Source organism: Paracoccus kondratievae, from assembly GCF_009301415.1.
GTDB classification, from domain to species: domain Bacteria; phylum Pseudomonadota; class Alphaproteobacteria; order Rhodobacterales; family Rhodobacteraceae; genus Paracoccus; species Paracoccus kondratievae.
Genome location: NZ_CP045073.1, coordinates 687,957 through 713,850, shown reverse-complemented (window position 1 = coordinate 713,850; position 25,894 = coordinate 687,957). Strand labels below are relative to the sequence as shown.

The following is a 25,894-nucleotide window of genomic DNA, read 5'->3' as shown; positions in this document are numbered from 1 at the left end:
CGCCTCTGCCGGATGTTTCCGTAGGGTCAGACTGCGATTTTGGCGTCGTGTTCGGACAGGTTGACGACGCCGCAGTCGACCGGTGCCGTTCCCCTGCGCCGGCGGCGACGCGTTTCTGTGGGCTGAAGTTGTTCGTCGATGAAGTCGAGCACCAGCGGGCGGATATTCAGTCGCCAGCTTTTGCCTGCGAAGATGCCGTAATGGCCTGCGTCGGGTTCGAGGTGCTGGGTCTTGCGGTTGTCCGGCACCCCGGTACAGAGCGACAGGGCCGCCACGCATTGGCCGGGGGCAGAGATGTCGTCCTTGGCCCCTTCGACCGTCATGATCGCGACATCGGTGATCTTGCCGATGTCAATCTGCCTGCCATCCACGGCAAAGCAGTTGCGCGCGATCTCGCGCTCTTTGAAGACACGCTCGACCGTCGAGAGGTAGAATTCGGCGGTCATGTCCATGACGGCGAGATATTCGTCATAGAAGGTGTTGTGTTTATCGCCCTCGGATCCCTCGCCGCGCGCTTCGGCGAAAATCTTGTCGAGGAAGGCACGGGCATGGGTTTCGGCATTCATGGCGATGAATGAGGCCAGCTGGGCGAGGCCCGGATAGACCATGCGTCCGGCACCGCGATACTTGAAGCCGACCTGCTGGATCATCAGATAATCGAGCTGACCCATTGTCATGCGGTTGCCGAAATCGGTCACTTCGGTCGGGGCGGCATCCGGGTCGATCGGCCCGCCGATCAGGATCAGGGACCGGGGCTGGGCCTTGGGGTCGTCTTCGGCCAGGATCGCGGTGGCGGCGAGGGCCAGTGGCGCGGGCTGGCAGATTGCGATGACATTGGTATCCGGCCCGAGGTGGCGGATGAAATCGACCAGATAATTTGTGTAATCCTCGACGTCGAACTTGCCGCAGCTGACCGGAATGTCACGGGCGTTGTGCCAATCCGTCACATAGACTTCGCAATCGGGAAGCAATGAAGTGACCGTAGTGCGAAGGAGGGTGGCATAGTGGCCCGACATCGGGGCGACAAGAAGGACCTTACGGGCCAGCGGTTCGCGGCGGGCGACCCGGAAATGCACGAGGTCGCCAAAAGGGCGTCTGATCACCGGTTCGACATAGACGACATGGTCCTGGCCGTCCTCGGACACGATGGGCGGGATCTCCCAGTCGGGCTTGATCACCATGCGGGCAAAGCTGCGTTCAGTCACCCGGCCCCAGGCCGACATCAGCTTGAAAAGCGGGTTGGGGCTGAGCGCGAAAGCCGGGTAGGAGGCAAGCGCCCGTGCGCTGGCGCCCATCCATTCGTTGGTGTTTCGGATCGTCTCCATCGCGTCGTAGGAGATGATGCCTTTCAGTCCCTTGTAAGTCGTCAACATAGCCCTCTCCGTTACGCTGCGCCGGATTCGGCCTTGCCGGGGAAGGACACGGCTTTACCTGCGTTTTATGCTGGGCATAATGATTTTACGGTTCAGGGAGGATTGTCAATTATGGTGGGTAAGAATGAAAAGCCGGAAACTGGTTCCGGGGCCAAAGCTGCGGCTGGAAAAAGCAGTCGCGGCAAGACAGGCGCAAAATCCTCCTCTGCGTCAAAACCTGAACCTGCCTCAGCAGATGCCGTAAAACCTGTGCACAATCGGCAGGCGAAACCGGATAAAACAGAACCCGCCGTTTCTGCTGAAAAGACAACGAAAACCTCTGACGCCACTAAATCAGCGCAGGCCGCAAAATCTACCAGCACGCGATCTGCCGCTGCTGCCAAATCTGCGGGGGAAAAATCCGCAGTGCGGGGAACGGGATCGCGGGCGCGGGCAGCCAATCGCAGCGATCCACGTACTAGCACGCGGCGTAAAACCGCGGTGAAATCAACAGCAAAGCCCGCTGCAGCGACGCTGAGCGCGGCTGATGAGGTATTGCGGCCGCTGGGTGCTGCTGGCCTTGGCGATACGGTACCGACCGCAATGCCGGTCGGGACCAGCCCCGCCGTAAAACCTGCTGAATCTGCTGCTCAGGGGCCTGCTGACGGCTCGGCCGTGTCTGCCTTTGCGGAAGCGGCCTTTGGCGTTGATAGCACTCTGCCCGAGCAGCTGAGCCGCAATATCGAGCGCATTGAGGCGCTGACCCAGCGGTTGGTCCGCGCTTTGGCCACGCGCCGCCCCCACAGTCCGGGGGTCGAGATGCCGGGCCCTGATCTGTTCGCGACGGCGACGACTGCCTGGCTGAAGCTATTGGCTGAGCAGCCCGAGCGGGTGATCAGTCAGCAGGTCAGCTACTGGGGCGAGACGCTGCGCCATTTTGCCGAGGCGCAGGCCGCACTGGCCCGCGGTACGCTGCAACCGCCGGCTGATAGCGGGGCAAAGGACCGGCGCTTTTCGAACCCGCTTTGGGAGGCACATCCTTTTTTCAACTTTATCAAGCGGCAATATCAGATCAACGCTCAGGCCTTGCAGGAGGCGACAAGCGCGCTTGATTTGCCCGACACGACCGACCGGCGCCGGATCGAATGGTTCACCCGCCAGATGATCGACATGCTGGCACCAACGAATTTTCTGGCCACGAATCCTGATGCCCTGGAAAAAGCGCTGGAAACCGAGGGCGAAAGTCTGGTCAAGGGGCTGGAAAACCTTGTTCGCGATGTCGAGCAGAATAATGGTGAGCTGATCGTTTCTTTGGCTGACCGCGATGCATTCCGCGTTGGCGAAAATATAGGCACTACCGAAGGAACAGTGGTTGCGCGGACCAAGCTCTATGAGATGATTCAGTACAAGCCGACCACGGCGCAGGTGCATGAAATTCCGCTGGTGATTTTCCCGCCCTGGATCAACAAGTTCTACATCCTTGACCTTAAGCCTCAGAACAGTCTGATCAAATGGATTGTCGATCAGGGCTATACGCTGTTTGTAGTGGCATGGAAAAACCCCGATCCCAGCTATGGCGACACCGGGATGGCGGATTATGTCAGCGCCTATCTTGAGGTCATGGACCGGGTGCTGGATCAGACCAACCAGAAAAAGCTGAACGTTGTCGGCTATTGCATCGCCGGGACGACGCTGGCGCTGACGTTGTCGCTGTTCAAGCAGCGCGGCGATGATCGGGTGAACTCGGCCACCTTCTTTACCACGCTGACCGATTTCGAGGATCAGGGCGAATTTACCGCCTATCTGCAAGAGGACTTTGTTTCGGGCATCGAAGAAGAGGCGGCGCGGACCGGTGTTCTGGGCGCCCAGCTGATGACGCGGACCTTCAGCTTTTTGCGGGCCAATGATCTGGTGTGGGGGCCGGCGATCCGCAGCTATATGCTGGGCGAGACACCGCCCGCCTTTGACCTGCTGTACTGGAACGGCGACGGCACCAACCTGCCTGGACGGATGGCGATGGAATATCTGCGTGGCCTCTGTCAGGAGAACCGATTTGTCGGCGAGGGGTTTGATCTGATGGGGCATCGGCTGCATGTCAGCGATGTCTCTTTGCCGCTTTGCGCCATCGCCTGCGAGACCGACCATATCGCCCCATGGCGCGACAGCTGGCGAGGCGTGGCGCAGATGGGTTCGCCCGACAAGACCTTCATCCTGTCCGAATCGGGCCATATCGCCGGGATCGTGAACCCGCCCAGCAAGAAGAAATACGGTCACTACACCTCGACCGCTGGCTTTGAGCGCGGAGAGCAGCACTGGCTGGACCACGCACAGCGTCATGACGGCAGCTGGTGGGGCCGCTGGGGCGAATGGCTGGCCGAACGGGCCGGAAGCCTGGTCAAAGCCCGCGATCCGGGTGAGGGGCTTGGCCCGGCTCCGGGCGTATACGTCCACGAGCGGGCGTAAATTTTTCTGCACCGCAGCAAAAAAGATCTTGCAATGCTGCGGTGCAGAAAGTATATGGGGGGCAGATAGAGTTTCCGGTGCCAAGCCGCCAATCAAGGAGAGTGCAGATGGCCAAGACCCCCGACTTCACCAAGACCATGCAAGAAATCATGGCGAAATTCCCGATCGACACCTCGTCCTTCCAGGACGCTTTCCGCTCGCAGACCGCGCTGGGCGAAAAGATGGCTAAGGTGGCGCTGGCTGCTGCCGAGCGTTCGACCGAAATCTCGGCCCAGTGGGCCAAAGATACCCTTGCCCGCATGGGTGAACTGACCGCCTCGAAAGATGAGCCGGCCGAATACGCCAAAGCGCTCAGCGATTTCGCCACGGCCTCGGCCGAAGTTGCTGCCGAGCATATGGCTGCCTTTGCCGAAGTGGCCAAGAAAGTTCAGATGGACACCGTCGATCTGATGCTGACCGCTGGTAAGGATCTGGCTGCCGACGCCCAGAAAGTCGCTGAAAAAGCTACCCGCGACGCGCAAGCCGCTGTCCGTAAAGCTGCCACCTCTGCGACCAAGGCCTGATTAACCAGTTGATGGTTTGAGGGTTAAGGGGACAGCTGGCTGTCCCCTTTTTCACATCTGTGTCCGTGCATCTGCGGTCCTGTCGGCAGTGGTGTTAACGGCGCCGCTGGCGATTTTCTTTGCATTTCCTCAGGCCATTTCCCATCATGCTGCAAATGCATTGCCGGAGGAGCCATGGCTGAGGCCGAGAATACGACCCCGCTTCTGATCAAGCGCTATGCAAGCCGCCGCCTCTATAACACCGAGACGAGCGATTACGTCACGCTTGAGGATATTGCGGATTTCATTCGTGCGGGGCGGCAGGTGCGCATTGTCGACCTCAAGACCGGTGACGATCTGACTCGGCAATATCTGCTGCAGATCATCGCCGAGCATGAGGGCAGGGGCGAAAGCGTGCTGCCGATCGAGGTGCTGATTGATCTGGTGCGCAGCTATACGACACAGGCACAATCCGTGGTGCCGCAATTCCTTGCCGCCAGCTTCGAGATGCTGCGCGAGGGTCAGTCGAAACTCATGGAGAATCTGGCGACCTTCCCCAACCCCATGTCGTCGATGCCGGGTTTTGAGGCGTTGCAGCGTCAGCAGCAGCTGTTTCTGAAGGCGATGTCCTCGGGCTGGGGCACAAGCGGCAGCAGTGGCCCCGACCTGGAAGAGATGGGAGAGGAGATCCCTCGCCGCGCGGGCAAGAAAAGCTCGGATCCCGAGGACATGGCCGAGATTCGCCGCCAGCTAGCCGAGCTTCAGAAGCGGATTTCCAGGCTTTGAGCTAACTGCGACTTGCGCAGTCGTGCCTGTCGCGCTAGACGGGCCGCGATGGACGGTTGGCCGAGTGGTCGAAGGCGCACGCCTGGAAAGTGTGTAGGCGGGGAACCGTCTCGAGGGTTCGAATCCCTCACCGTCCGCCACTTGCCCTCGCGAAAGCGTTCTCCCGATCCGGCTGCGGCCGGATTTTTCCGTTGTTTTCGAGGGTTATGCGGCAGGGGCTCAGCACTGGCCCCTGCACTAGGAGGGCCGGAAGCGGTCTCTCGGAGCCGATATTCTCCGGACCTCATGACTGCGCAGATTTGGTGAATTCCTCTTAACTATTAGAAAAAGCTAGATTTCTTGAGAGTGTCAGCTGAACACTTCGATGCCAGTGACGTTCGTCAGAAGGAACATAAATCGAACCTTTGATTGCAGGTCATAGCCGTCACAATGGCCGGGAAACACCATACTTGGCTCCGGCCCCGGCGCGATCCATTTTATCGCCGCCTCGCCGCCCACTATTTCCGCTAGCTGACCGCCGAACGCGTCTTCACCCGCTTCGAGCGCGGACGCCCCATCCGCTCTTGGCAGCCCAGGCACGACGGCGAACGAAGCGAGGTGCTGGACACCTTCGTCTACGCCCACGCCGACCTGCACAGGCTCATCAGCATGGGGTTCAGGCCAAACGAGGAAGTCGAGAGGGTGGAATCGGTGGCGAGACGGCCCAGCGCCGAAGGCACGGACTCAATCCCAATCGTCCGATCACGATGGATGGCGTAGTCATGGCACTGGAGGCAGGCTCTATTGTGCAGGAAGGGTCGCTCTGACACTATCTGCGCAAGTCAACATACGGTGCTTTCCTCAAAACTCTCATGCCAAAGCTTTCCCTGATCAAACCTCTCGATCAACCTCCGGGCACACGTCGACTCCTCGATGATCTTAAGACCTGCCTCGGCAGCGCTGAGTTTTCCGACTTCCGTCTGATTGTAGCATACGCAAAAAGCGGCCCACTGCTTCGGCTGGAAAGTCTTCTCCAGGCGTGGAAGGCCGCCGGAAAAAGCACAGCCGCCATCCTAGGCATAGATCAGAAGGGAACTAGCAAAGAAGCTCTCGAACTCGCTCTCGCATTGTTCGATGAGGTCTACATCACGCAGGAGCCCGGTATCACTTTTCACCCGAAAATATACTTGTTCAAAGGATCCAGTGCGGCAAGGGCCTTCATCGGATCCAACAACCTTACTGTGGGGGGGACGGAGAAGAACTTCGAGTCAGCGATAGACCTTGAACTGAATCTTCCGACTGACGGGCCAGTGCTTTCTGCCATTGAGGCCGCCTGGACCGAGCTATTACCTTCTTCGTGTCCGGCGACGACGAAGCTAAACTCTACTGTGTTGGCAGGTCTCATCTCTTCAGGCCGCGTAATCGACGAAAAGACCATGCGCACATCCGGCAACGGAAGCTCTGATACAGCTGCCGTTGGCAGAGCAACCAGCGCCTTGCGATCTGGTTTGATAGTCAAGCCCGAGAGCGCGCTACCAAAGTCGGTCGCAAAGGGTGGAGCAAAAAAGAAGACAGCGACTACAGCGCCATCGATCACTACCGGTCCCGCCGCAACCAGTCCAACGCCAGTCCGCGGCCTGGCAATCCAAATCAAGCCGCATCACAATGGAGAGATATTTCTCAGCGTATCTGCTGCACTACAAAACCCAGCTTTCTTCAATTGGCCGTTCACCGGGAAAACAACTCCTAAGAAAGTTGGAAATCCGTCTTACCCTCAACTCGATCCCGATCCTATCATAGATCTGGTCGTGTTGGGCGCGTCTCCTACGCCTGCCCTGACCCTAAGCAAGTACGCCCTGAACACCGTCTTCTATGAAACGAAGAAAGAAATAAGGGTAACGGCATCTCCACTTGTAGGCGTTGTACCAGACTATTCTGTGATGGTCATGGAGCAATCTAACAACCCTCAACTCGACTACGAAGTTACAGTTTATAGGCCAGATAGCCCCGACTACCCCTTGTGGGAGGCCGCATGCAATCAGACCATGCCAGGCGGCGGAAAGAAGCCTAGGAAATTTGGTTGGTTCTAGGGCCGTTCAAAAACCAGAATCTGGTTTTCTGTTATTGCATTCTTGATATGCTTATAGTTCTCGGTCGTGACGTCGATGTCGATTGCCTCTAAGAACCTAAAACCTGCCTCTTGGGCAATTTTTGATATGTTCGCACAAGTATTGATCCTCACCCAGTTGCCGCCAGCGTTTGTGCGGCTGTCGCCAACAACATAGAACGCACGCGCTCCCGGCCGCATGACACTGTGCATGCTTTCGAGGTTTTCTTTCATGTGGACATAGTAGCGCCAAAGCAGCGCTGGCATATTTGCTCTTCTAAAACCGACGTCGATCTTGCTGTTTTCCTTAAGGATAAAACGCACCTCAGAGACCACATCCTTTGGAAGTATGGAATAGGCTTCCTTGTCGTCCATGAGCGTCGCTTCGAATGTGTCGCGTTCAGACTTCCGGATCTCACGAGAGCCTGTGAGGTTCTCCTCCAGAGTCGACCGAATCTTCGACGGAATACCCATAATCGCAAGGAGCGAGAGACGGTCGGTATCAATGTACGGAAGCGCCGTGGCGTAGGGTGGGCTAGTCACAACAGCGTCCACGCTCTGACGCTCCAAGCCCAGGAGCTCAGCGGTATGGGGCGCCCGAGAGTCGCCCTCCACAACCCTCGGCTCGATCATATCGCCGGGCTGGCGTCCTGCGACAGCCCAATACTTCTGAAGACGAGAGTGCGCGTGCGTGAGACGATCTGCAAACAACTCGAATACGGGAGCATCTTCTAGGGGCTCTTTGCGCCGTCGGATGCGCAGATCGCTTGGATCCTGCTGCGAAACGTCCCTGACTACGCTGCTGAGCGTGACCTCCAAAAAATCAACAATGGTCGGATTCCCGAGCAATCTGATCTGTGCCAGAAGCCAGTTGAGCTTGAAGAGTACCTTCTCCGGAAACCAATCATGTAGCTCTCGATGTAGATCCTTGGAAAACTGATCCAGTGAGACATCATATCCGGTGCCTCGCAGAACAACGCGATCCAGAACCGATCGGATGGCATGATCAACAATGTGGCGTGGAAGAGTGAGTATTCCGGTCTTGGCTTTTGCAATCTTCGCAGCGAGCGGGTTGAAATCGCACCCATGCCCAGCGAAGCCGTTCAACATTGCCTCAACGAGCGTCGTTCCAGACCCGCAATAAGGGTCAAGAATTCTCCCTCCTACGGGGACTCCGGAGATGTTTAGTAGGCTCTTAGCGAGCTGTGGATAAAACTTACCCTTGTATGCGTGCAGGCCATGAGTTGCATATTTGGGATCTTTGCGTTTGGAGGGATCAGCATCGCCGTTCTCAAGGACTTTCTGCCAGGTGGACTCACGCCGATCTGGATCCCCGACCACCGAATAGTCGCGGGTGAAAGCCAGCCTGCGAAGATTCCAGTAATCTGGATTTGCCACCTTTAGTCGGATCTCACCGCCAGCTTCACGCGTATTTATTCTCGCGTTGGTCAGGGCGGTTATTTCTTTAGCGCGAAGCTCAACCTCATAGTTCCACATCTTGTAGGCGGGCGCACCAAGCGAGACGACAATTTCATGATTGGGCTTCTGCAGGACAACCAACTGCTCAAGCCGCGCGCGACGCGCCGGTTTAGCAAAGGAGCGTTTTGTTGTGTGAATTGGACGGTCAACCGTCCCAACCATGCGCAATCCAGCCGCCTCAGCGGCCTCAGCAATCGCGGACGCGGTCGAGAAGCTTTCCCCTTTAAATAGTGCGTCACCAACGACGAATACAGCGAAACGCCCCGGGGCTAGCGCATAAGCACAGCCTGAGAGGACTTTGACCATATCCTCGTGATACTCTTCGAAGCCAGAGTTATTCCTTTGGTGCCTGAGATGCGATCCGATCTCTATTTGACCGAGCTTTCGTGGATCAAATCCAAGCCAGAACAGCCGAAATCGATGGTAGAGATGGTAATCCGTCGCATTGGGGTAAGGCGGTGATGTAACAATAAGATCCACAGAACATTCAGCAATACTGCGCTGGAGGTCCGCGCGGCTGTCACCAATTAGAAATTCTGCGTCTGCATACTGAAGCTCCGCCGCAGCATTATCCAGCCGCCTCATCGCTGTGCGCAAAGATTCCAAGTACGCTCGAAGGCATATCTTGAATGAAACGTTCTTCTTTACTGAAACGTATCTGGTCTCTGACTCTTGGTTGGAAACACGCAAAATTATCCGAGAAAGTGCCAGCAGGGCAGCATCCCGAGACAGATCCTTTGTCGTAGTATCGATCAAATGTCTGAGGAGGCAGAGAGCTGCCTGTGCTTCGACATCGAACCATTTTTCAATGTTGGGGATTTCGGGGCGGTATTTGCCATGCCGTTCCAGCACGGATGGCCATTGAGCCTCAACCTCGCCGTCAGGGCCCACCAACCGGCTTTCTACCGCAGCAGCAAGTTGCTCAAGATCTGCACGGATTGATGGCGTCATGAAGCCAGTCTTCACCCGTCCTATAAGCGCTGAGAGGGGGTTCGCGTCGATTGAAATTGCTCTCCGACCTAGGCGTACGGCTTCAACTGCGGTGGTGGCGCTGCCACCGAAAGGATCAAACACTCTATCCCCCGGCATTGAGAGCCGTGCGATGAGGTGTGCCGGGATTTGTGGAATGAACTTCGCAGGATATGGATGCAGATCATGTGTGAGGTAGCGAGTATCGTCGTCAGTGAATGCCCAGTCTTGTGAAGACAGGCTCGACATGACTGCTTCGACGTCGTTCAGTTCGTTAGGCCGCACAAGTCCGTGCTGTTTGGCATCGGATTCGTGATTAACGCTTGGAATCGTTGCCCTCAGTTGCTCTTCAAACCACTCAGCAAGTGTCGCTCCCTGCAGCGATGCAGCCTCCAAAACGGCGGTCTTCTTCTGATCGGAAGTTTCAACAATGATCCGTGAGCGCGACATCGACAGGCCTTTTGCGTTTTTTTCGGACGCTACTTGAGTATGAATCCGTATTCAAGTGGCAGCCTGCCGTTCAGTAGGTGTCTTTCGGTGGGATCTAGCGCTGTTCGGGTGGATTGATTCCCAAACGTTAACAATAGCTTGAGGGTCCGTTGCAGGCAATTCTTCAGCCCGTGCGGCCCGTCCTCCATCGCCTTCTTGGCTTCGTGCGCGCTCGCGGCATCGAGCCCGCGGGTGGCGGGCGGCGTTGGGAGGGGATGGGGACGGTCGATGCGCTGAACGCGGCGATCCCGGCAGGAGCGACCACCGCGGCGCGGCGGGCCGCGTAGTATGCGCGGAACAGCCCGTGGGTCGCGGCGGCCGAGCGGGTGATCCGGACTCTGAGGGAGCAGTGTGTTCAGCGCCAGCACTTCGATGACATTCAGCACGCGACCCGTCCGCGCCGCCTCTGGAGCCTGCTGCACCTAGAGGTTCACCTCTTCGATATCGGATGTCGCTGCCAAGCATTGACGATTGCCGCTTAGCTGAGCACGATCTCAGCGACGGTAGGAGGTAAAGTGTTCTATTTCCATGAGTTCCTGATAAAGCTCGAATTGGACGTCGTACATACGCGCCTCCTTCGGCATGACAATCGCGGCTTGATGGCTTGGCGGACCGGCGGCTCTCAGAAGTTTGGATGCTTCGCCAGCTTTCAGCGTCGAAATCCATCGCCCTACGCAGAGGCGCAGCTTGCGTGCCATTTCGTTCCAGGGCCGATGCTGGCCGACGGAGATACAACCGGCTTGTTCGTCGGGATTACACGGATCAACGATCGATGGGACTGGAATGGAGGCCGCCTTCCCGCCATCCAGGATCCCGAGATCATCGAGGGCGAGCGTGACCGAAGGGACGTTGACGCATATGATCTCGAATGGCTTGCCGCTGGCAGTGCGTACACGGAACGCATCCTTGTTCGTTGGGGCCCGCCGGCTGGCGCGCGCGCTTGGTCACAATGGGCTGCGCGACGGCACAAAGAGATTCTCGAACTAAGGCTTGATCGCAGGGAGCCGCCGTTCCCCGGATTCTCCAGGTTCAGGAGCCTGATCAGTGAAGTGCCCGCGCTGCCGCAAGCATGGCGGGCTGCACTATCCTCTGTCCGAGGAGTTTATCTACTCGTTTCCGAAGGGGGTGATCAGTATGTAGGGTCTGCTACCGGTCAAGATGGTCTTCTCGGGCGGTGGATGGCCTACGTGGCAAATGGGCATGGGGGCAACGTACTGCTGCGGCAGCGCGGCCATCGAGACTACACCGTGTCGATACTCGAGGTGGCCTCACCCGACATGGCTCGGGACGACATCCTTGCCCGTGAGGGTTTGTGGAAGAACAAACTTGGGACCCGAGCGCACGGCTTGAACGGAAACTGATCAATCCAGCCCAACGGAAACGGCTCCAACACCCGCGCGAGCGTGACCTCGGGCCCCTGCTTTCCGTCCAGGATCGCCTCGACTATCTCGGGCGCTAGAAGGGTCAGCCGAAGGACGCGGGTCATGTAGGAGGGCGCGATCCCCTCGCGCTCGGCCAACTCTGCGACGGTGGCGAACTCCCCGGATTCGAGCATCCGTTTCCACCGGAACGCGCGGGCGAGCGCCTTGACCAGCGCGCTGTCCGCCCGGCGTGACGGCGTTGTGCCGTCCGGCAAGTGCATCTCCTTCCGCCCGCCGCGCTTCACGATGCGGAACGGCACGTGCAGCGTCACGGTGTCGGGGATCGGCGGCTCGCGGGTCATGCGGCCGCTCCCATGTCTCCAGCCCGCATCTCGCGGGCGAGGCTCCCCAGACCATCCATGCGCAGCCGGACGTTGAGTCCATCCGTGCCGATGTCCACGCGCTCGATCAGCAGCGCCACGATACGCGCCTGCTCGGCGGGGAAGAGTTCGTCCCACAGCGGGTCGATCTGCTGCAGGGCGGCGCGGGCGTCGGCTTCGGTGATGTCGCTGGCGTGGGCGCTCGCCGCCTTCCACGTCCCGGCCACGATCTCGGGCTGGCGGAACACGGCGCGCAGCTGGTCGAAGACCGCGGCCTCGATCTCGCCCGCGGGCACGCGGCCGATGGGGCAGGATCCAGCGCCATGCTTCAGCACTGTCTGGCTGACATAGTAGCGGTACAACCGGCCGCCCTTTCGGGTGTGCGTCGGCGAGAAGGCCGCGCCATCGGGGCCGTAGAGCAGCCCCTTCAACAGCGCGGGCGTGTCGGCACGGGTGCGGGCGGCGCGTTTGCGCGGGCTCTCCTGCAGGATGGCGTGGACCCGGTCCCACGTTTCCTGACTGATGATGGCGTCATGCTCGCCGGGATAGCTGTCACCCTTGTGGACTGCCTCACCGATGTAGGCGCGGTTGCTGAGCATCCGGTAGATGTATTTCTTGTCGATCCGGTTGCCGCGCGGCGTCCGGATTCCGCGCGTGCCAACCTCCCGCGCCAGTTCCGTGCAGGACCCGATCTCGAGGAAGCGGGCGAAGATCCAGCGCACATGCGCAGCGGCTTCCTCGTCGACCACCAGCTTCCGGTTCTCGACCCTATAGCCGTAGGGCGGCACCCCGCCCATCCACATGCCCTTCTTCCGACTGGCGGCGACCTTGTCGCGGATGCGTTCGGCTGTCACCTCCCGCTCGAACTGGGCGAAGCTGAGAAGGATGTTCAGCGTCAGCCGCCCCATGGACGTGGTGGTGTTGAACGACTGCGTGACCGAGACGAACGTCACGCCGTTCCGGTCGAACACCTCCACCAGCTTGGCGAAGTCGGCGAGCGAGCGCGACAGGCGGTCGATCTTGTAGACCACCACCACGTCGACCAGCCCGTCCTCTATGTCTTCAAGCAGCCGCTTCAGTCCGGGCCGTTCCAGCGTGCCGCCGGAGATGCCGCCGTCGTCATAGTGATCGCGGACCAGCACCCAGCCCTCGGACCGCTGGCTGGCGATGTACGCCTCGCAGGCCTCGCGCTGAGCGTGGAGGCTGTTGAATTCCTGCTCAAGCCCTTCCTCGGAGGATTTCCGGGTGTAGACCGCGCAGCGGCGCTTGATCTTCACATCGCTCATGCGCGCCTCCGCGATTTCAAGCCGAAGAACACCCACCCGTTCCAGCGCGTGCCGGTGATCGCACGCGCGATGGCGGAGAGCGACTTGTAGGGCCGCCCCTGCCATTCGAAGCCTTCGGAGGTGACGGTGACGACCTGCTCGACGCCCTGCCATTCGCGGATCAGCCGCGTGCCGGCGATGGGCATGGCGTCGGCGCGGATTCGGCTCTTCTTCCGGTCGCCGCCGTCCAGTTCCTCGCCGAGCCGTTCCAACCGCCGGATCGTCTCCGGTTTCAGCCCGCCATAGGCGAGTTCCTGGATGCGATAGGCGATGCGGCTTTCGAGATAGCGGCGGTTGAACGGCGGCGGCTCGCTGTCGAACAGATCGCGCCACTGCGCTTTCAGCTCGGGCGTCGGGGTGGATTTCAGCGCGGCCAGGCGCGCGGGGATGGGATCGTGGGTCGTCATGCGGTTCTCCGGTGCGTTGGAGTTGCATGACGGCATTGGTCGGGTGGATAGTGTAGGCAACTTTCTCCGGTATCGTCAGATACTTCGCCCGCCTCCCGCATCCGCAGCCGGACCAGCCCCAGTGCCAGCAGGCCGCACAGTTCGGCGCGGCGCTCGGCGGCAGTCATCAGGAAGGGTGACAGAGGGTTGGGACGTTTCATCATCGGTAACTCGCAGGGTTCTCGACGATGAAAAGCCGGTTCAGGAAGCAAATCGGGACAGCGATCGAAGATTCTTTGCGTCGGGGGGCCATGTGAGGTTAGCCTTCACGAAACCTTGATCACGGAGGTACACGTGGTTCGTGCGCCGGCCAAATCCTGTCCCAACCTGTCGCGGCTATTCGACGATGCCGAGCCCTCGATGATTGCCGCATTCCTGCGAATGCGTGTCTTCGACAAGCTGACATGGTTGGCAGATTACCATTTCGAACCCGATGGCGCCGATGGAGATGTGCCTGCGGCAGCCATGTTGCGCGAACAGCGGAAGGAGAAGCTGTCACCCCTCGAAACCGAGGCAGCTCGTATCGTCAACATGTCGTCAGATCGCGGCCAGTTCGCGCTGGACGGACTTGTCCGCACCAAAATGCCGCCCGACCGGAAACGGCAATTCGATGGGCAGCGCGACTCGCTGGCACGCAGCTTTTGGACCTATCTCAACGAGCCGATGCTGTTCGAGGCTGCAGAGAACACCCTGCATTTGCGGCTCTACCGCCGCTATGACCGCCACTACCAGACGTTCATGGTCGCGCCTGTGCAAGACGGCGTGGCTGATGTCGCCTCATCGGCGCTGGACACCCTGCTGGACGATCTGCGGGATAGACTCGATCGGGGCGACGGATATGAAGTCGACCGGTTCGCCATTCCCCAGGACGGCGATGAGCCCGCCGAGGTCATGTACCTTGTGGTTCACCCGGAAGCTCCTACCAGTGTGCGGGAACTTCACGACGACGGGCAGCGCACGACAATGTATTTCCGCCCACCAGGGGAAATCATGATCGTGCACACCCCGAGTACCGGGCGCGTGCATGTCCGTGCTGGGACCCGAAAGCTTCGCCACGATGCGGCCGAGAGCTTCATCAGGACGGTCCTCGAACAGGAGCCCTCGCAACAACCTGTCGATTTTCAGGCCTACGACATCGCGCGGTTCTTTAACGGGTTCGATCTGGAACTCCCCGAGTTCGACGATGCAAGCATCCTGCGAGCTCGCGTGATCCGCGCGGACATCAGTATCGGAAATCTCGCCAACAGGCTGTCGGTCTCGACGTCCCTGGATGAGGACATCGGCCAGCTGATCAGCGATCAGCCGGGACTCGAGAGGATATTTCGCAATGCCCTCGCGATGCGGTTCGTGGAAATTGCTGTTCAATACCGGCGGGCGGGCGTGGACGGCGAGCGCACGCTGGACTTTACCCTGACGGATCGAAACACCACGAGCCTGCTGAGCCTGGATGATCCGTTCGAGCGCGTCCTCGGTCACCGCTTGCTCCGCCATTGGGGCATATTGCGTGATGGTCGCGCACCGACGCCCAGAGAGAGCACGGCGGTGCTGCCTGCATTGCTGGCTTTGTGGAACCTGGCATCTGACCGGATAAACGGTGCCTGGCTTCATGAGCGGGGGGTAGACGTCAAAACCCTGCTCGATCTCGGGTTCCTGGTCCCCTCAGGTTGGGAGGGTGACGACCTGATCGACGAAGAAGACGATTTCGGGGAACATGTGGCAAAGGTCGTGGAGCGTCCTGAAGGACTCGAGCTTCACTCGAGCGACGGCCAGTCATCGTCGGCCGCGCTGCCTGAGCGTTACCGTGTCTATCGGATTCGAGACGGATGGGTCGCCAGCCACCTGCGCGAGCAGCTTGGCAAGGCGCTGGACATCACAGCGATGGAGAACATCCGGCCCGACCTCATCGCGCTCGGCGCACTCGAAATCGACGGGCGTGATGTGCCGCTCTATCTCGCGCGCCGACTCGAGGACGAACGGGTCCGCGCCGCCATCGACACCGAGCTTCGCGCGCGTGACAAACAGGGGATCGGACTCGTCCTGCAGGCGGGCGACGTGGCCGGCGTCTGCCTGGCGGCAAATGTGCTCGCCAGACTCGCCGACCATATCCTGCCGGAGGGAGCCGAGTTTGCTGTCGATCTGACAAGCCTGACGGCAGCATTTCGTCGGAACCGTTCGTTGGCCCAAGGTGGGGCGGCTGTCGAGTTCCACAAGTCGGGCACCGGCGCCGGGGTGCTGAGCGTACCAGGCCGAGGCACGATCGACATTGTGGGGGAAAATCGCGTCACGGTCATCGATCGACTGGTACAGGCATATCCGACGCCCATGAAGACCGAGGACATGATCGCAGGGTTCGGGGGGCAATCCCTCAGCAGCATTTTTGGCCAGCCATTGTGGGACAAGCTGAAGGCTGGCTTCATGCGCTCTCCGAAGCGCGGACAATGGGAGATCGCGGTCTGACCGCCAACTGCGCTCCAACTGCGTTCAGGGGCTCTGACTAACTGCGATTCGCTGTTTCATTTGAGTTGCTCCTTCAACGACGGAGCATTTCAAATGCCGACCCACAACTCTCATCTCCCGGCGGTGCGCTGCGCGCAGGACCGCACGCCCCGCATCTCATCTAACGACTGGCGCTGCAGCCGCTGCGGCGCGCTGCTGGGCATCCATCGCGATGGCCTGATGCATGTGAGCTTCGCGCGAGGCCACGAATATCTGTTCAGCTATCCCGCCACGGCGACCTGCCGGCATTGCGGGACGATGAGCCAGACCAAGGGACCGGCGCGCTAAGGCGCGCCGTTCCACCCGATTTCCCGATCATCAGAGGCGCATGACGCCCTGAGGCCCGAGAGAGGCGCTGGACGCCCGGCCGGAAGGCTGGCGTCCCGTGTCTTTCTCCTGGTCCGCGATCCGCGAGGATCTCGCCCGTTCATCTGCAACCCTGCAATCCCGATGCGATTATCGTGCCGTCCGGTCGGCCGAACCGGCGCTTCGGCCTTACGCCGATATTGTCGCGCTGCTCGGCGCCCTACATCATGGGCATCTCGATTTCGATGGGCGAAACGCCATTCTCGCCGCCCTCGTGCGCAGGTCACAAGGCCGCGATCGTCCCGCGGGATTGGCCCTGCACGTCATGCTGCTTTCCCTGTGGCCGGGGCTCGATGCGATCCGCAACCGCTGTCTGCGCCGCCGGATCGGCAGCCCCGACGACATCGCGTCCGACCTGTTGGCGCGCGCGACCGAGACCATCCGCAAGCTGGACCTCTCCAGAGTCAACCAGATCGCGGCGACTGTGTTGAGGAATGCCGAACGCGACGTGCTGCGTGCCGTGATCCGTGACGATGCCCGGCAGCAGTCCTGCGCAGATCTCGATCCCGACTGGATCGCGGCCGCGCCGTCATGGGCGGAGCGGCAGCGGTTGCGCGGGGCGTTGCGACGCGATCTCGTCGCGCTGATCGGGCGGGACGCCGATCTGGTCCTCGGCGTGGTGCTCGACGGCGCAAGCCAGGTCGAGATGGGAGCCGTGATGGCCGTAACCGGGTCAGCTGCGCGCAAGCGCTACCAGCGCGCAATGGCCTCGCTGGCGCTGCATTACGCTTCGTTTGCCGGCAGGCCCCAGGGATCGACCACCTTCACCCCCATGGCGGCGAAGGGCGCGGTGTCGCGGCTGGCGACGGGATAGCCGCTGGCGGCCGCGATGGCGGCGATCGCGCCGTCCGCGAAACTCACCGCATGCCCCTGGCGCCCCGCCGTCGCGACGAGCGCGCCAAAGGCATTCGCCGCGGCTGCGTCGAACCCCAGGACCCTGCCGGGAAAGACCTCCGTCAGCATCCGCTCGAGCCGAAGCTCGAAATCATCCCGGCGGCGGCCGGGCTCGAGCCGCGCCATGCCGAACCGCAGTTCGGCCAGGCTGACGGTGGTCAGGTGCAGGGTGCTCAGCTCCTGGCGGTTGAGCCAGTCGATCACCCGGGGCTCGGGGACCGGCTTCATCGTCTCCGAGACGACGTTCGTATCGAGGATGATCATTCGAAGCAGGCCGGCTCCACGGGGGTGCGGTCGCGCTCGACTGAGAACCCGTCCATCGCGGCGCCTGACCAGATGCCGCGCATCAGATCGCCTGCACGTGGCCGGCCCTCGCGCAGAACCGCGCGAGCGATGATCTCGCGCAGCTCGGCCTCGGCGCTCCGGCCATGGGCGGCCGCCTGCGCCTTCAGGGCGCGATGCACCTCGTCGGGGATCTGTCGCACGACGATCTGGGCCACGGCCGCCTCCATCGATATCACACGCTGAAATAGATATCACATATTATTCCCGTCCTCAATGTCCCGATCGGCGTGCGGGGGTGGCTTTTGACCAGGTGAAGCCCCTGTTCACGAGCCTGATCGATGTCCTTGCCGCCGGTCCCGCCGCCCGATCTCCTCAAACGCCTGCCGGGATATTACCGGCGTTGGGAACTGACCGAACTGGTCATCCCGGATCGGTACTACTTCTTCGAGGCAGCGGGCCTGCACGGCGACGGTGAGCCGCTGTTTGCGGTTTATGTCCACCCGGCTGATCTGGCGCCGGGCGAAGGGCGGCTGCAATGAGCGCGCCCGGCATCGATCGCGACCAGATCGCGCTGTTTGTCGACGTGGTCTTTTCCTGGTGCGACGGCCTGATCCCGCTGCGCGGCCTGCCCGAGAAGGGCGTGACGCCGGTGCCGTCGAACGACCTGCGCTGGATCCCGGCAGACGCGAGCGCGCCCGAGATCATCGCCACAGCCGCGCGAGCCGCCGCCTCCGTCGGGCGCGCGATCTATGTGATCCCCGGCACGGTCGGAAACAGCGGCGAAGGTCGCGCCGAGCATGTCCGGCAGATGCAGGCGCTGGTCGTCGATCTCGACGAGGGCGACATCTCCGCCAAGCGGGACCACCTGATCCGCAACCTCGGCCCGGCGACGCTGACCATCGAGAGCGGCGGGATGACCGAGGCCGGACAGCCCAAGCTGCATCTGTGGTGGAAGCTGACCGAACCGGCCGAGGGCGAGGACCTGGCCCGGCTCTGCCAGCTGCGGGCGACGATGGCGCTGAAGGTCGGCGGTGACGACAGCTTCGGCTCCGCTCACCAGCCGATCCGGGTGCCCGGGACGATCCATGGTAAATATGGACGGACGGCGCAGGTCCGGATCGTCGACCAGCAGCCCATCGAGGTCGATCTGGCTGAGTTCGCGGCCCTCGTCGCTGCGATGCCCGCGCTCACCCCGGAAACCTCAGGCTCAGCGTGGTTCGACTTCAACGCCGGTAGCAAACCCGCAGTCGATGACGTCCTGACCACGCCGGTGCGCGAGGGGGCGCAGGATGACTGGACCCGGTTTCAGGGCGCCAGCGCCGCGATCGGGCACTACCTCCGTCAGGCGCATGATGGCCGGCTCAGCCTCGACGAGGCCTGGGAGGCGATCTGCGGCTACAATGCCGCCATGTTGCGGCCTAGTTGGTCCGAGGATCGCCTCAAGGCCGAGACGCGCCGGCTGTGGCAGCGTCATCTCGAACGCAACGGACCTGCGCAGCCGCCGCGGCAGGAGTCGCATACAGCCCCGCTCGCCTGCTTCAGTCTCGGCCAGCTGCTCGATGACCGCAGCGCGCTGCCCGACGACATCATCGCGCCTCGCGTGCTCACCCCGGGCGGGCTGCTCGTCCTCGGCGGCGCGCCCAAGGTCGGCAAGAGCGACTTCCTGATCTCCTGGCTGGTGCACATGGCGGCAGGCGTGCCGTTCCTCGGCTTCACGCCGCCGCGGCCGCTGCGGGTATTCTACCTGCAAGCGGAGCTGCAGTATCACTACCTGCGCGAGCGCCTCCACCAGATCGGCCTGCCGTCCGAAGTCCTTGTTGCCGCGCGCGACGGCTTCGTGGCCACTCCGCGGCTGAAGCTGCTGCTCGACCAGGGTGGCGTCACCCGCGTGCTGGAGGCAATCCGGAGCGCTTTCCCCGACAGCCCGCCCGACATCCTCTGCGTCGATCCTATCCGCAACGTCTTCGACGGCGGTCCCGACAGCGGCGGCGAGAACGACAACAGCGCGATGATGTTCTTCCTCAAGGAGCGAGTCGAAGCGCTGCAGGCGGCGGTCAATCCCGATGCCGGCGTCATCCTCGTCCACCACACGAAAAAGCTTTCGAAGCAGCAGGTGAAGGATGACCCGTTCCTCGCTCTCTCCGGCGCCAGCGCGCTGCGGGGTTATTACACCAGCGGCCTGATCCTGCACCGCCCGGACGACGACAGCACCGCCCGGCGGCTCGAGATCGAGCTGCGCAACGGACCGGCCCTGGAGGCGAAGCTGGTCGACAAGATCGGTGGGACGTGGGTGGAGATCGACAACCGCTTCGAGCGCCTGGTCGGCAAGGAGGCTGGCGCCAGGCAGGATGCCGAACGGCTTCGCAAGCATGATGTCATTCTCGGCCTGCTGTTCGACGAGGCCGCCGAGCAGCGGCTCTACACGTCGACGCAGTTCGCTGAGGCCTTCGAGAACCGCGGCGGCCTGGGCAGCCGTTACACCATCCGCGAACGGATCGGGGTCCTCGCGACCAAGGGACTGATCAAGTTCCGCCGGGAGTTCGCCGATCAGGGCTTCCCGCCGACGCGGTCACACTACGGCTATCTCTGCGTCGAAGGGATGCGCTTCGGGGTCGACGAGCAGGTCGATCCGGAGACCGGAGAAGTGACCGGACAAGGGCTGCCGGTCCAGCCGAGCCATTACAAATGCGCCCACTCGGGCATGGTGCTGGAGGTCGAGAACCCTGCGGTCTGGGTCCATCCGGAGGGGCCCGATGTCTGACTTCGTCATCATGACAAAGCCCGTTGTCATCCTCATACCCCTGTCATGCCTCAACGAAATCAATGGCTTGCGCATGAGGATGACAAAGTCCGCTGTCATCCCCCTTTGTCATCCGGATCGCCTTTTTCCCGTTATTTATCAATCACCTGGCCGCGGTCGGATGAGGAAGGGGGAGAGCCCCCATACTACGTATGGGAGGGCCGGCCTCCGGGCCGGACCCCCCATCCGCGACGTCCGGGCCCGCGGTCCTCCACGTCACCCCTCGTGTCTGCCTCACCCGATCACGACGGCCAGAACGACAGGAGATGACGATGGCCTGCAAGACGATGACGATGATGCGCTTCACGCCGCGCGGTTACGGTGGCACCCGCCGCGACCCCGATCAGGTCCGGCGGGACGGCTGGCATGAGCTGGGGCTGCTGGCGGTCTCGGTCGACGATCCGCGGCTGAGCTGGCCTGAGCGGGAGATGGTCGTGCAGCTGGGCTGCAAGCTCTACGGCCCCCGCGCCAGCGAGGGAGGGCACGGCGATGGCTGAGCGCCACTGGACCACTGACGATGTGGCGGATCACTTCGAGGAGGCGTTCCGCACCCTGCGCAAGCTGCCGCCGGTCAAGGCCCAGGGCTACTTCGGAGCCTGGCCGCAGGTGCTGCGGACGAAGCGCGAGATCGCCGCGATGGAGCCCGAGCCGATGCGCGTCTGGCCGTCACCCGCGGCCATCACCCGACTGGAGCGGACCTTCGACTGGGTCCTCTGGATCGAGGAGGCCGAGCGGCGGCTGGTCTGGTCCCGCGCGGCACGGGTGCCGTGGAAGCAGATCGCGGGCGAGATGGGCTGCGACCGGACCACCGCCTGGCGGCGCTGGCAGCTGGCGCTCACGAAGATCGCTGCGCGGCTGAATGCGTGAACGAGTCCAAAGTGTTGCAACACTTTTCTGTTCGACACATGCAACAGATCCGTGCTACAAGCAGGGCATGATCGGGAGAAGAGCGCCATGAGCGCCACCGATCGTTCCCACACCCATTCCATCCATTTCGCGAGGCCCCATGCCTGTGCGCCCGCCGATCCATCGCCCGGTGGGGCGACGCGACAAGCGTGAACGCGACCGCGATGCTGACCGTAACCGCGACCCCGCGGTCAGGGCGCTCTACAAGTCCGCCCGCTGGCAGCGTGCGCGGCAGATGTTTCTCGCCCGGCACCCGCTCTGCGCGGAATGCCAGCGTCAGGGCCGTGTGAGCGCCGCCAATACCGTCGATCACATCATCCCGCACCGCGGCGACACGGAGCGGTTCTGGGACCCGGACGGTTGGCAGCCGCTCTGTGCCAGCTGTCACAGTCGCAAGACCGCGAGCGAGGATGGCGGCTTCGGCAACGCCCGCCGCCAACCATAAACCACCGCCCCCCCGGGGGGAGGGTAAATCTCTGGGGCCTTCCAGCCCCGGACCGGGCGCCACCAAAAGCGCATCCGTGGCCAAAATGAAGCATGGGGGGTGCGCGGCTAAGATGTTGATTTCACTGGATACCGAAAATGACAATCGCTGAAACTGCGCACATCGGTGTTGGTGACATTGAGCGTCAGCTGGCCGTCGAATACCGGCCGCTCGACAGCCTGGTGCCCTATGCGCGCAATGCCCGCACGCATTCGGATGCGCAGGTGGCCGAGATCGCCGGGTCGATCCGCGCCTTCGGCTTCACCAACCCGGTGCTGATTGCCGAGGATGGCACGCTGATTGCCGGTCATGGCCGCGTGCTGGCGGCGCGCAAGCTCGGTATGGAGACGGTGCCGACGATCGTGCTGGCGGGACTGTCGGAGACGCAGCGCCGGGCGCTGGTGCTCGCCGACAACCGCATTGCCATGAATGCCGGCTGGGACGAGGAGCTGCTGGCGCTCGAGCTCTCCGACCTGCAGGAGGCCGGCTTTGACCTTGGCCTCACCGGCTTCGGCGACGACGAGTTGCAGAACCTGCTTTACGGCAGCCATGACGAACAGGATGGGCTGACCGAGGACGACGCCATTCCGCAGGTGCCGGCAACGCCTGTCACACGGCGCGGCGATCTGTGGCTGCTGGGTGATCACCGGCTGCTGTGCGGTGATAGCACCTCGCCGGAAGATGTTGGTCGCCTGATGAACGGCGAACGGGCGGCGCTGTTTGCCACCGATCCGCCCTACCTGGTCGATTATGACGGAACCAACCATCCGACAAAGAAAACCGCCTCGGCGCGGGCGAAGAAAATCGCCAACAAGGACTGGGGCGACGATTATATCGAGCAGCCACACTGGGATGATTCTGCCCAAGGACCGCAGTTCTACGAGGCCTTCTGCAAGGTGGCGATCGGGCATGCCATTGCCGAGGATGTGGCATGGTATTGCTGGCACGCCTCGCGCCGCCAGCGCATGCTGGAAACGGTCTGGGATCAGTTCGATGTGCTGCATCACCAGCAGATCATCTGGGCCAAATCGCGCCCGGTGCTGACGCGCTCGGTGATGCTGTGGGCGCATGAGCCGTGCCTGTTCGGCTGGCGCCGGGGCAGGAAGCCCCGCATCAACCGCGAGGGGTTCGAGAGCTGGCCGACCACGGTGTGGAACATCCCATCCTCGGAGATCGAAACCCGCGAGCATCCGACTTCGAAGCCGGTCAAGGTGTTCACGCTGCCGATGCAGCTGCACACAAGACCGGGCGACATCTGCTACGAGCCGTTCTCCGGTTCGGGCTCACAGCTGATCGCCGGCGAGAAGACCGGCCGCCGCGTCTATGGCCTCGAACTGTCGGAGGCCTTCTGCGATGTGGTCGTCAAGCGCTGGCAGGCATTCACCGGCAAGGCGGCCAGGCTCGATGGCGACGGTCGCCGTTTTGATGAGATCGCCGCCGACCGAGTGCCTGATGCCGGGACCGCGACCAGGGATGCGGCAGCGGCATGAAGCAATCCCGCACCATGTCTCTGGTGGAGGCTTTCGCCAATGTCGCCGTCGGCTATGGCATTGCCGTGGTGACGCAGATGCTGGTGTTCCCGCTGTTCGGATTGTCCACCACGCTGGCTGACAACATGGCCATGGGCGCGATCTTCACCGTGGTGTCGATCGCGCGCAGTTTTACATTGCGGCGGGTGTTCGAAGCGGTGCGCATTCGTAGTGACGGCACAGGATAAATGTATGGAGAAGCCACCATGGCGGGACGCAAGCCGCTGCCGACACATCTGAAGCTGGTGAAGGGCACGGCCCGTCCGCATCGCCTGAACAAGGCCGAGCCGAAGCCGGTGGTGGCGACGCCCGAACCGCCTGACCATCTCGACGGGCCTGCCAGGGACAAGTTCATGGAGATGGCAGAGGTGCTTGCCCGCCACGGTGTCATGACGGAACTGGATGCCGGCGCACTCGCCCGCTACGTCGTGATCTGGCGACGCTGGCTGGAGGCGGAGCAGGAAGTGAAGCGCCGTGGGCCGGTGGTGAAGACGTCGAATGACAACATCATCCAGAACCCGTTCCTGGCTGTGGCCAACAAGTGCCTGGCGCAGATGGCGCAGATCGAGAGCGAATTCGGACTGACGCCGTCGAGCCGCTCGCGCATCCGTATGGCGGAACCCGCCGAGACGAGCGATCCGTTCGAGGAGTTCCTGAACCGTGGCCGCAAAGCCTAGTTCCCTTGCTTCGCGCCCACTGGACGGGAGCGGCAGGAAAGCACCACCCTGTCCGGTTACAGCCTATGCCCGTGCGGTGGTTGGCGGCCGGATCGTCGCCGGCCGGCTGGTGCGTCTGGCCTGCGAGCGGCACCTCGCGGACCTGAAGGTGGGGGTAAAACGCGGCCTGGTCTGGGATGGCGCTGCGGCACGGCATGCGATCGACTTCTTCGGCCATCTGCGCCACTCGACCGGCGAATGGGCCGGCGAGCCCTTCGTGCTTCAGGGCTGGCAGCAGTTCGTCGTCGGCTCGCTCTATGGCTGGAAGCGCAAGGATGGATTGCGCCGGTTTCGCACCGCCTATGTCGAAGTAGCAAGGAAGAACGGCAAGTCGGTCCTGCTTGCGGGAACGGCGCTTTATGCCCTGATCGCCGATGGTGAACCGGGTGCGCATGTCTATTCGGCGGCAACGACGCGCGATCAGGCCAGGATCGTCTTTGGCGAGGCCGAGCGCATGGTGGCGGCGAGTTCGGCGCTGCAATCGAGGATCACACGCACGGTGAACAATCTGGCCGTGCTGCCGACCTCGTCCTGGTTCAGGCCGCTGTCGGCGGACGCCAGCAAGATGGACGGGCTGAACATCCATTTTGCGGCCGTCGATGAAGTGCACGAACATCCGGGACCGGAGATCATCCAGAAGCTGAACACCGCCACCGGTGCGCGGCGCCAGCCGCTGATCTTCGAGATCACGACGGCCGGCTATGATCGCCATTCGGTCTGCCGCCAGCATCACGAGTTCTCGGTGAAGGCGCTGGAAGGCACGGTGCCGACGGAATCGTCGGATAGCTGGTTTGCCTATATCGCCACCATTGATGAGAGCGACGACTGGACCGACGAAAAGGTCTGGGTGAAGGCCAATCCGAGCCTTGGCGTGACGGTGAAGCTGGATGACCTGAAGCGGCAGATCGACGAGGCTAGGGAAATGCCGGCGCAGCAGAATGCGATCCGCCGGCTGCGCCTCAACGAATGGACCGAGCAGGTCACCCGCTGGCTCGACATGAGCGTGTGGGAGGAAGGCGGACTGCCAGCTGCCACCGACTGGCGCATCGTCAAACACGAACTGGAGGAACTGGAAGGCAAGCTGCTGGGGCGTGAATGCTATGGCGGGCTCGATCTTGCCCGCGTCAACGATCTGTCGGCCTTCGTGCTGGTCTTCCCGCCGACACTGGATGAAACGCTTGGAAAGCTTGCCGACAAATGGATCGTCACCTGCCGGTTCTGGATTCCTGAGGACGACATAGTCCGCCGTGTGCGGCGCGACCGCGTGCCCTATGACGTCTGGCGCGATCAGGGATTTTTGACCGCGACACCCGGCAATGCCACCGACTTTGCCTTCATCGAGGCCGAGATACTGGAGCTGGCCTCACGCCATGATCTGCGGGAGCTGTCCTATGATCGCACCTTTGCCGGCGAGATCGTCCAGCATCTGCAGGATGAAGGCCTGAACCTAGTGCAGTTCGGACAAGGGTTTTTGTCCATGGCGGCACCCACGGCGGAGCTGGAGCGGCTTTCGGTGTCACGCTCGCTCTGGCATGGCGGCCATCCCGTGCTGCGATGGAACGCCTCCAATGTTGCCGTGCGCCATGATCCGGCCGGCAACATCAAGCCGGACAAGGAACGCTCCAGAGAGCGCATCGACGGCATTGTCGCCATCTGCAACGCGCTCGGGCGGGCGCTGGCCCGCGACGTCAATGCCGGCCGCTCGGTCTATGAGACCCGCGGCATCCTGTTGCTGTAAAG

Annotated in this window: 27 protein-coding genes and 1 tRNA gene; 18 read left to right on the top strand and 10 right to left on the bottom strand. The window is 61.9% G+C overall.

Annotated features, from left to right (window positions below; translation table 11 throughout):
• Positions 1 to 26 precede the first annotated feature (26 nt).
• Both phaZ and F8A10_RS21485 read right to left on the bottom strand, forming a co-directional pair.
• Positions 27 to 1,373: a polyhydroxyalkanoate depolymerase gene (gene phaZ, locus F8A10_RS14885; protein WP_139824634.1), complete on the bottom strand. Its 1,347-nt coding sequence runs from the start codon at positions 1,371 to 1,373 to the stop codon at positions 27 to 29.
• 92 nt (positions 1,374 to 1,465) lie between these two features.
• The gene (locus F8A10_RS21485) at positions 1,466 to 1,813 is read right to left on the bottom strand and encodes a hypothetical protein (protein WP_152367728.1); all 348 of its coding nucleotides are present in this window, start codon (positions 1,811 to 1,813) and stop codon (positions 1,466 to 1,468) included.
• Between the two features lie 94 nt (positions 1,814 to 1,907).
• Between F8A10_RS21485 and phaC the strand changes: the two genes are divergently transcribed.
• The 4 genes from phaC to F8A10_RS14860 all read left to right on the top strand — a co-directional run bounded on the left by phaC (position 1,908) and on the right by F8A10_RS14860 (position 5,283).
• Positions 1,908 to 3,815: a class I poly(R)-hydroxyalkanoic acid synthase gene (gene phaC / locus F8A10_RS14875; protein WP_152368164.1), complete on the top strand. Its 1,908-nt coding sequence runs from the start codon at positions 1,908 to 1,910 to the stop codon at positions 3,813 to 3,815.
• Between the two features lie 107 nt (positions 3,816 to 3,922).
• Positions 3,923 to 4,378 (top strand): phasin family protein, encoded by a 456-nt coding sequence (locus tag F8A10_RS14870; protein WP_010399953.1) that lies wholly within the window; start codon positions 3,923 to 3,925, stop codon positions 4,376 to 4,378.
• 174 nt (positions 4,379 to 4,552) lie between these two features.
• Positions 4,553 to 5,143 carry a polyhydroxyalkanoate synthesis repressor PhaR gene (gene phaR / locus F8A10_RS14865; protein ID WP_010399951.1) on the top strand — a complete coding sequence of 197 codons (591 nt, stop codon included), beginning with the start codon at positions 4,553 to 4,555 and terminating at the stop codon, positions 5,141 to 5,143.
• A gap of 50 nt (positions 5,144 to 5,193) precedes the next feature.
• A tRNA-Ser gene (locus tag F8A10_RS14860) sits at positions 5,194 to 5,283 on the top strand.
• 208 nt (positions 5,284 to 5,491) lie between these two features.
• Here the strand turns inward: F8A10_RS14860 and F8A10_RS21150 are convergent.
• On the bottom strand, positions 5,492 to 5,779 hold the full coding sequence (locus F8A10_RS21150) for a hypothetical protein (protein WP_193668308.1): 288 nt from the start codon (positions 5,777 to 5,779) through the stop codon (positions 5,492 to 5,494).
• Between F8A10_RS21150 and F8A10_RS21845 the strand changes: the two genes are divergently transcribed.
• On the top strand, positions 5,699 to 5,902 hold the full coding sequence (locus F8A10_RS21845; RefSeq protein ID WP_319805341.1) for a hypothetical protein: 204 nt from the start codon (positions 5,699 to 5,701) through the stop codon (positions 5,900 to 5,902). The genes F8A10_RS21150 and F8A10_RS21845 overlap by 81 nt on opposite strands.
• A gap of 92 nt (positions 5,903 to 5,994) precedes the next feature.
• A complete protein-coding gene (locus tag F8A10_RS14850) occupies positions 5,995 to 7,212 on the top strand; it encodes a phospholipase D family protein (protein ID WP_152367727.1) in 1,218 nt (405 codons plus the stop codon).
• Here the strand turns inward: F8A10_RS14850 and F8A10_RS14845 are convergent.
• The 5 genes from F8A10_RS14845 to F8A10_RS14820 all read right to left on the bottom strand — a co-directional run bounded on the left by F8A10_RS14845 (position 7,209) and on the right by F8A10_RS14820 (position 13,639).
• Complete coding sequence (locus tag F8A10_RS14845) at positions 7,209 to 10,127, bottom strand: DNA methyltransferase (protein ID WP_152367726.1); 2,919 nt, start codon at positions 10,125 to 10,127, stop codon at positions 7,209 to 7,211. The two genes, F8A10_RS14850 and F8A10_RS14845, sit on opposite strands and share 4 nt — an antisense overlap.
• 533 nt (positions 10,128 to 10,660) lie before the next feature.
• A complete protein-coding gene (locus F8A10_RS14835) occupies positions 10,661 to 10,864 on the bottom strand; it encodes a hypothetical protein (protein ID WP_152367725.1) in 204 nt (67 codons plus the stop codon).
• Positions 10,865 to 11,406: 542 nt separating this feature from the next.
• Positions 11,407 to 11,889 carry a hypothetical protein gene (locus F8A10_RS14830; protein ID WP_454557390.1) on the bottom strand — a complete coding sequence of 161 codons (483 nt, stop codon included), beginning with the start codon at positions 11,887 to 11,889 and terminating at the stop codon, positions 11,407 to 11,409.
• Positions 11,886 to 13,193, bottom strand: coding sequence for a recombinase family protein (locus tag F8A10_RS14825; RefSeq protein WP_152367724.1), 1,308 nt, complete (start codon positions 13,191 to 13,193; stop codon positions 11,886 to 11,888). The genes F8A10_RS14830 and F8A10_RS14825 overlap by 4 nt, the downstream gene beginning before the upstream one ends.
• Entirely contained in the window at positions 13,190 to 13,639 is a 450-nt protein-coding gene (locus tag F8A10_RS14820; protein WP_152367723.1) for a DUF2924 domain-containing protein, read from the bottom strand. Before F8A10_RS14820 ends, F8A10_RS14825 begins: the two co-directional genes overlap by 4 nt.
• Positions 13,640 to 13,972: 333 nt before the next feature.
• Between F8A10_RS14820 and F8A10_RS14810 the strand changes: the two genes are divergently transcribed.
• From F8A10_RS14810 to F8A10_RS14800, 3 genes are all read left to right on the top strand, one after another.
• Positions 13,973 to 16,135 carry a hypothetical protein gene (locus F8A10_RS14810; protein WP_152367722.1) on the top strand — a complete coding sequence of 721 codons (2,163 nt, stop codon included), beginning with the start codon at positions 13,973 to 13,975 and terminating at the stop codon, positions 16,133 to 16,135.
• A gap of 93 nt (positions 16,136 to 16,228) precedes the next feature.
• Positions 16,229 to 16,462, top strand: a complete 234-nt coding sequence (locus F8A10_RS14805) for a hypothetical protein (RefSeq protein WP_115754683.1) — start codon at positions 16,229 to 16,231, stop codon at positions 16,460 to 16,462.
• A 97-nt stretch (positions 16,463 to 16,559) separates the two neighbouring features.
• Complete coding sequence (locus F8A10_RS14800; RefSeq protein WP_227493525.1) at positions 16,560 to 17,354, top strand: sigma-70 family RNA polymerase sigma factor; 795 nt, start codon at positions 16,560 to 16,562, stop codon at positions 17,352 to 17,354.
• Here the strand turns inward: F8A10_RS14800 and F8A10_RS14795 are convergent.
• Entirely contained in the window at positions 17,264 to 17,698 is a 435-nt protein-coding gene (locus F8A10_RS14795; RefSeq protein ID WP_152367721.1) for a PIN domain-containing protein, read from the bottom strand. The two genes, F8A10_RS14800 and F8A10_RS14795, sit on opposite strands and share 91 nt — an antisense overlap.
• On the bottom strand, positions 17,695 to 17,934 hold the full coding sequence (locus F8A10_RS14790; protein ID WP_095641522.1) for a FitA-like ribbon-helix-helix domain-containing protein: 240 nt from the start codon (positions 17,932 to 17,934) through the stop codon (positions 17,695 to 17,697). Before F8A10_RS14790 ends, F8A10_RS14795 begins: the two co-directional genes overlap by 4 nt.
• A gap of 123 nt (positions 17,935 to 18,057) precedes the next feature.
• Here F8A10_RS14790 and F8A10_RS14785 point away from each other — a divergent pair, with 123 nt between their 5' ends.
• From F8A10_RS14785 to F8A10_RS14745, 9 genes are all read left to right on the top strand, one after another.
• Entirely contained in the window at positions 18,058 to 18,258 is a 201-nt protein-coding gene (locus tag F8A10_RS14785; protein WP_152367720.1) for a hypothetical protein, read from the top strand.
• Positions 18,255 to 20,480, top strand: coding sequence for an AAA family ATPase (locus F8A10_RS14780; protein WP_152367719.1), 2,226 nt, complete (start codon positions 18,255 to 18,257; stop codon positions 20,478 to 20,480). Before F8A10_RS14785 ends, F8A10_RS14780 begins: the two co-directional genes overlap by 4 nt.
• Positions 20,481 to 20,791: 311 nt before the next feature.
• The gene (locus F8A10_RS14775; protein WP_319805340.1) at positions 20,792 to 21,016 is read left to right on the top strand and encodes a hypothetical protein; all 225 of its coding nucleotides are present in this window, start codon (positions 20,792 to 20,794) and stop codon (positions 21,014 to 21,016) included.
• Positions 21,009 to 21,386 (top strand): DUF6362 family protein, encoded by a 378-nt coding sequence (locus F8A10_RS14770; RefSeq protein WP_152367717.1) that lies wholly within the window; start codon positions 21,009 to 21,011, stop codon positions 21,384 to 21,386. Before F8A10_RS14775 ends, F8A10_RS14770 begins: the two co-directional genes overlap by 8 nt.
• A gap of 139 nt (positions 21,387 to 21,525) precedes the next feature.
• On the top strand, positions 21,526 to 21,870 hold the full coding sequence (locus tag F8A10_RS14765; RefSeq protein ID WP_018000081.1) for an HNH endonuclease: 345 nt from the start codon (positions 21,526 to 21,528) through the stop codon (positions 21,868 to 21,870).
• Positions 21,871 to 22,007: 137 nt separating this feature from the next.
• On the top strand, positions 22,008 to 23,399 hold the full coding sequence (locus F8A10_RS14760) for a site-specific DNA-methyltransferase (RefSeq protein ID WP_152367716.1): 1,392 nt from the start codon (positions 22,008 to 22,010) through the stop codon (positions 23,397 to 23,399).
• Positions 23,396 to 23,626: a DUF7220 family protein gene (locus tag F8A10_RS14755; RefSeq protein WP_152367715.1), complete on the top strand. Its 231-nt coding sequence runs from the start codon at positions 23,396 to 23,398 to the stop codon at positions 23,624 to 23,626. Before F8A10_RS14760 ends, F8A10_RS14755 begins: the two co-directional genes overlap by 4 nt.
• A gap of 18 nt (positions 23,627 to 23,644) precedes the next feature.
• Positions 23,645 to 24,115, top strand: coding sequence for a phage terminase small subunit P27 family (locus F8A10_RS14750; protein WP_152367714.1), 471 nt, complete (start codon positions 23,645 to 23,647; stop codon positions 24,113 to 24,115).
• Positions 24,099 to 25,892 (top strand): terminase large subunit, encoded by a 1,794-nt coding sequence (locus F8A10_RS14745; RefSeq protein ID WP_152367713.1) that lies wholly within the window; start codon positions 24,099 to 24,101, stop codon positions 25,890 to 25,892. Before F8A10_RS14750 ends, F8A10_RS14745 begins: the two co-directional genes overlap by 17 nt.
• The last annotated feature ends 2 nt before the right edge of the window (positions 25,893 to 25,894 follow it).

Coding starts and splice junctions, on each gene's coding strand:
- phaZ (WP_139824634.1), bottom strand. CDS start 1,373: ATGTTGACGACTTACAAGGGACTGAAAGGCATCATCTCCTACGACGCG.
- F8A10_RS14870 (WP_010399953.1), top strand. CDS start 3,923: ATGGCCAAGACCCCCGACTTCACCAAGACCATGCAAGAAATCATGGCG.
- phaR (WP_010399951.1), top strand. CDS start 4,553: ATGGCTGAGGCCGAGAATACGACCCCGCTTCTGATCAAGCGCTATGCA.
- F8A10_RS14850 (WP_152367727.1), top strand. CDS start 5,995: ATGCCAAAGCTTTCCCTGATCAAACCTCTCGATCAACCTCCGGGCACA.
- F8A10_RS14845 (WP_152367726.1), bottom strand. CDS start 10,127: ATGTCGCGCTCACGGATCATTGTTGAAACTTCCGATCAGAAGAAGACC.
- F8A10_RS14835 (WP_152367725.1), bottom strand. CDS start 10,864: ATGGCACGCAAGCTGCGCCTCTGCGTAGGGCGATGGATTTCGACGCTG.
- F8A10_RS14830 (WP_454557390.1), bottom strand. CDS start 11,889: ATGACCCGCGAGCCGCCGATCCCCGACACCGTGACGCTGCACGTGCCG.
- F8A10_RS14825 (WP_152367724.1), bottom strand. CDS start 13,193: ATGAGCGATGTGAAGATCAAGCGCCGCTGCGCGGTCTACACCCGGAAA.
- F8A10_RS14820 (WP_152367723.1), bottom strand. CDS start 13,639: ATGACGACCCACGATCCCATCCCCGCGCGCCTGGCCGCGCTGAAATCC.
- F8A10_RS14805 (WP_115754683.1), top strand. CDS start 16,229: ATGCCGACCCACAACTCTCATCTCCCGGCGGTGCGCTGCGCGCAGGAC.
- F8A10_RS14795 (WP_152367721.1), bottom strand. CDS start 17,698: ATGATCATCCTCGATACGAACGTCGTCTCGGAGACGATGAAGCCGGTC.
- F8A10_RS14785 (WP_152367720.1), top strand. CDS start 18,058: ATGTCCTTGCCGCCGGTCCCGCCGCCCGATCTCCTCAAACGCCTGCCG.
- F8A10_RS14780 (WP_152367719.1), top strand. CDS start 18,255: ATGAGCGCGCCCGGCATCGATCGCGACCAGATCGCGCTGTTTGTCGAC.
- F8A10_RS14775 (WP_319805340.1), top strand. CDS start 20,792: ATGGCCTGCAAGACGATGACGATGATGCGCTTCACGCCGCGCGGTTAC.
- F8A10_RS14770 (WP_152367717.1), top strand. CDS start 21,009: ATGGCTGAGCGCCACTGGACCACTGACGATGTGGCGGATCACTTCGAG.
- F8A10_RS14765 (WP_018000081.1), top strand. CDS start 21,526: ATGCCTGTGCGCCCGCCGATCCATCGCCCGGTGGGGCGACGCGACAAG.
- F8A10_RS14760 (WP_152367716.1), top strand. CDS start 22,008: ATGACAATCGCTGAAACTGCGCACATCGGTGTTGGTGACATTGAGCGT.
- F8A10_RS14755 (WP_152367715.1), top strand. CDS start 23,396: ATGAAGCAATCCCGCACCATGTCTCTGGTGGAGGCTTTCGCCAATGTC.
- F8A10_RS14750 (WP_152367714.1), top strand. CDS start 23,645: ATGGCGGGACGCAAGCCGCTGCCGACACATCTGAAGCTGGTGAAGGGC.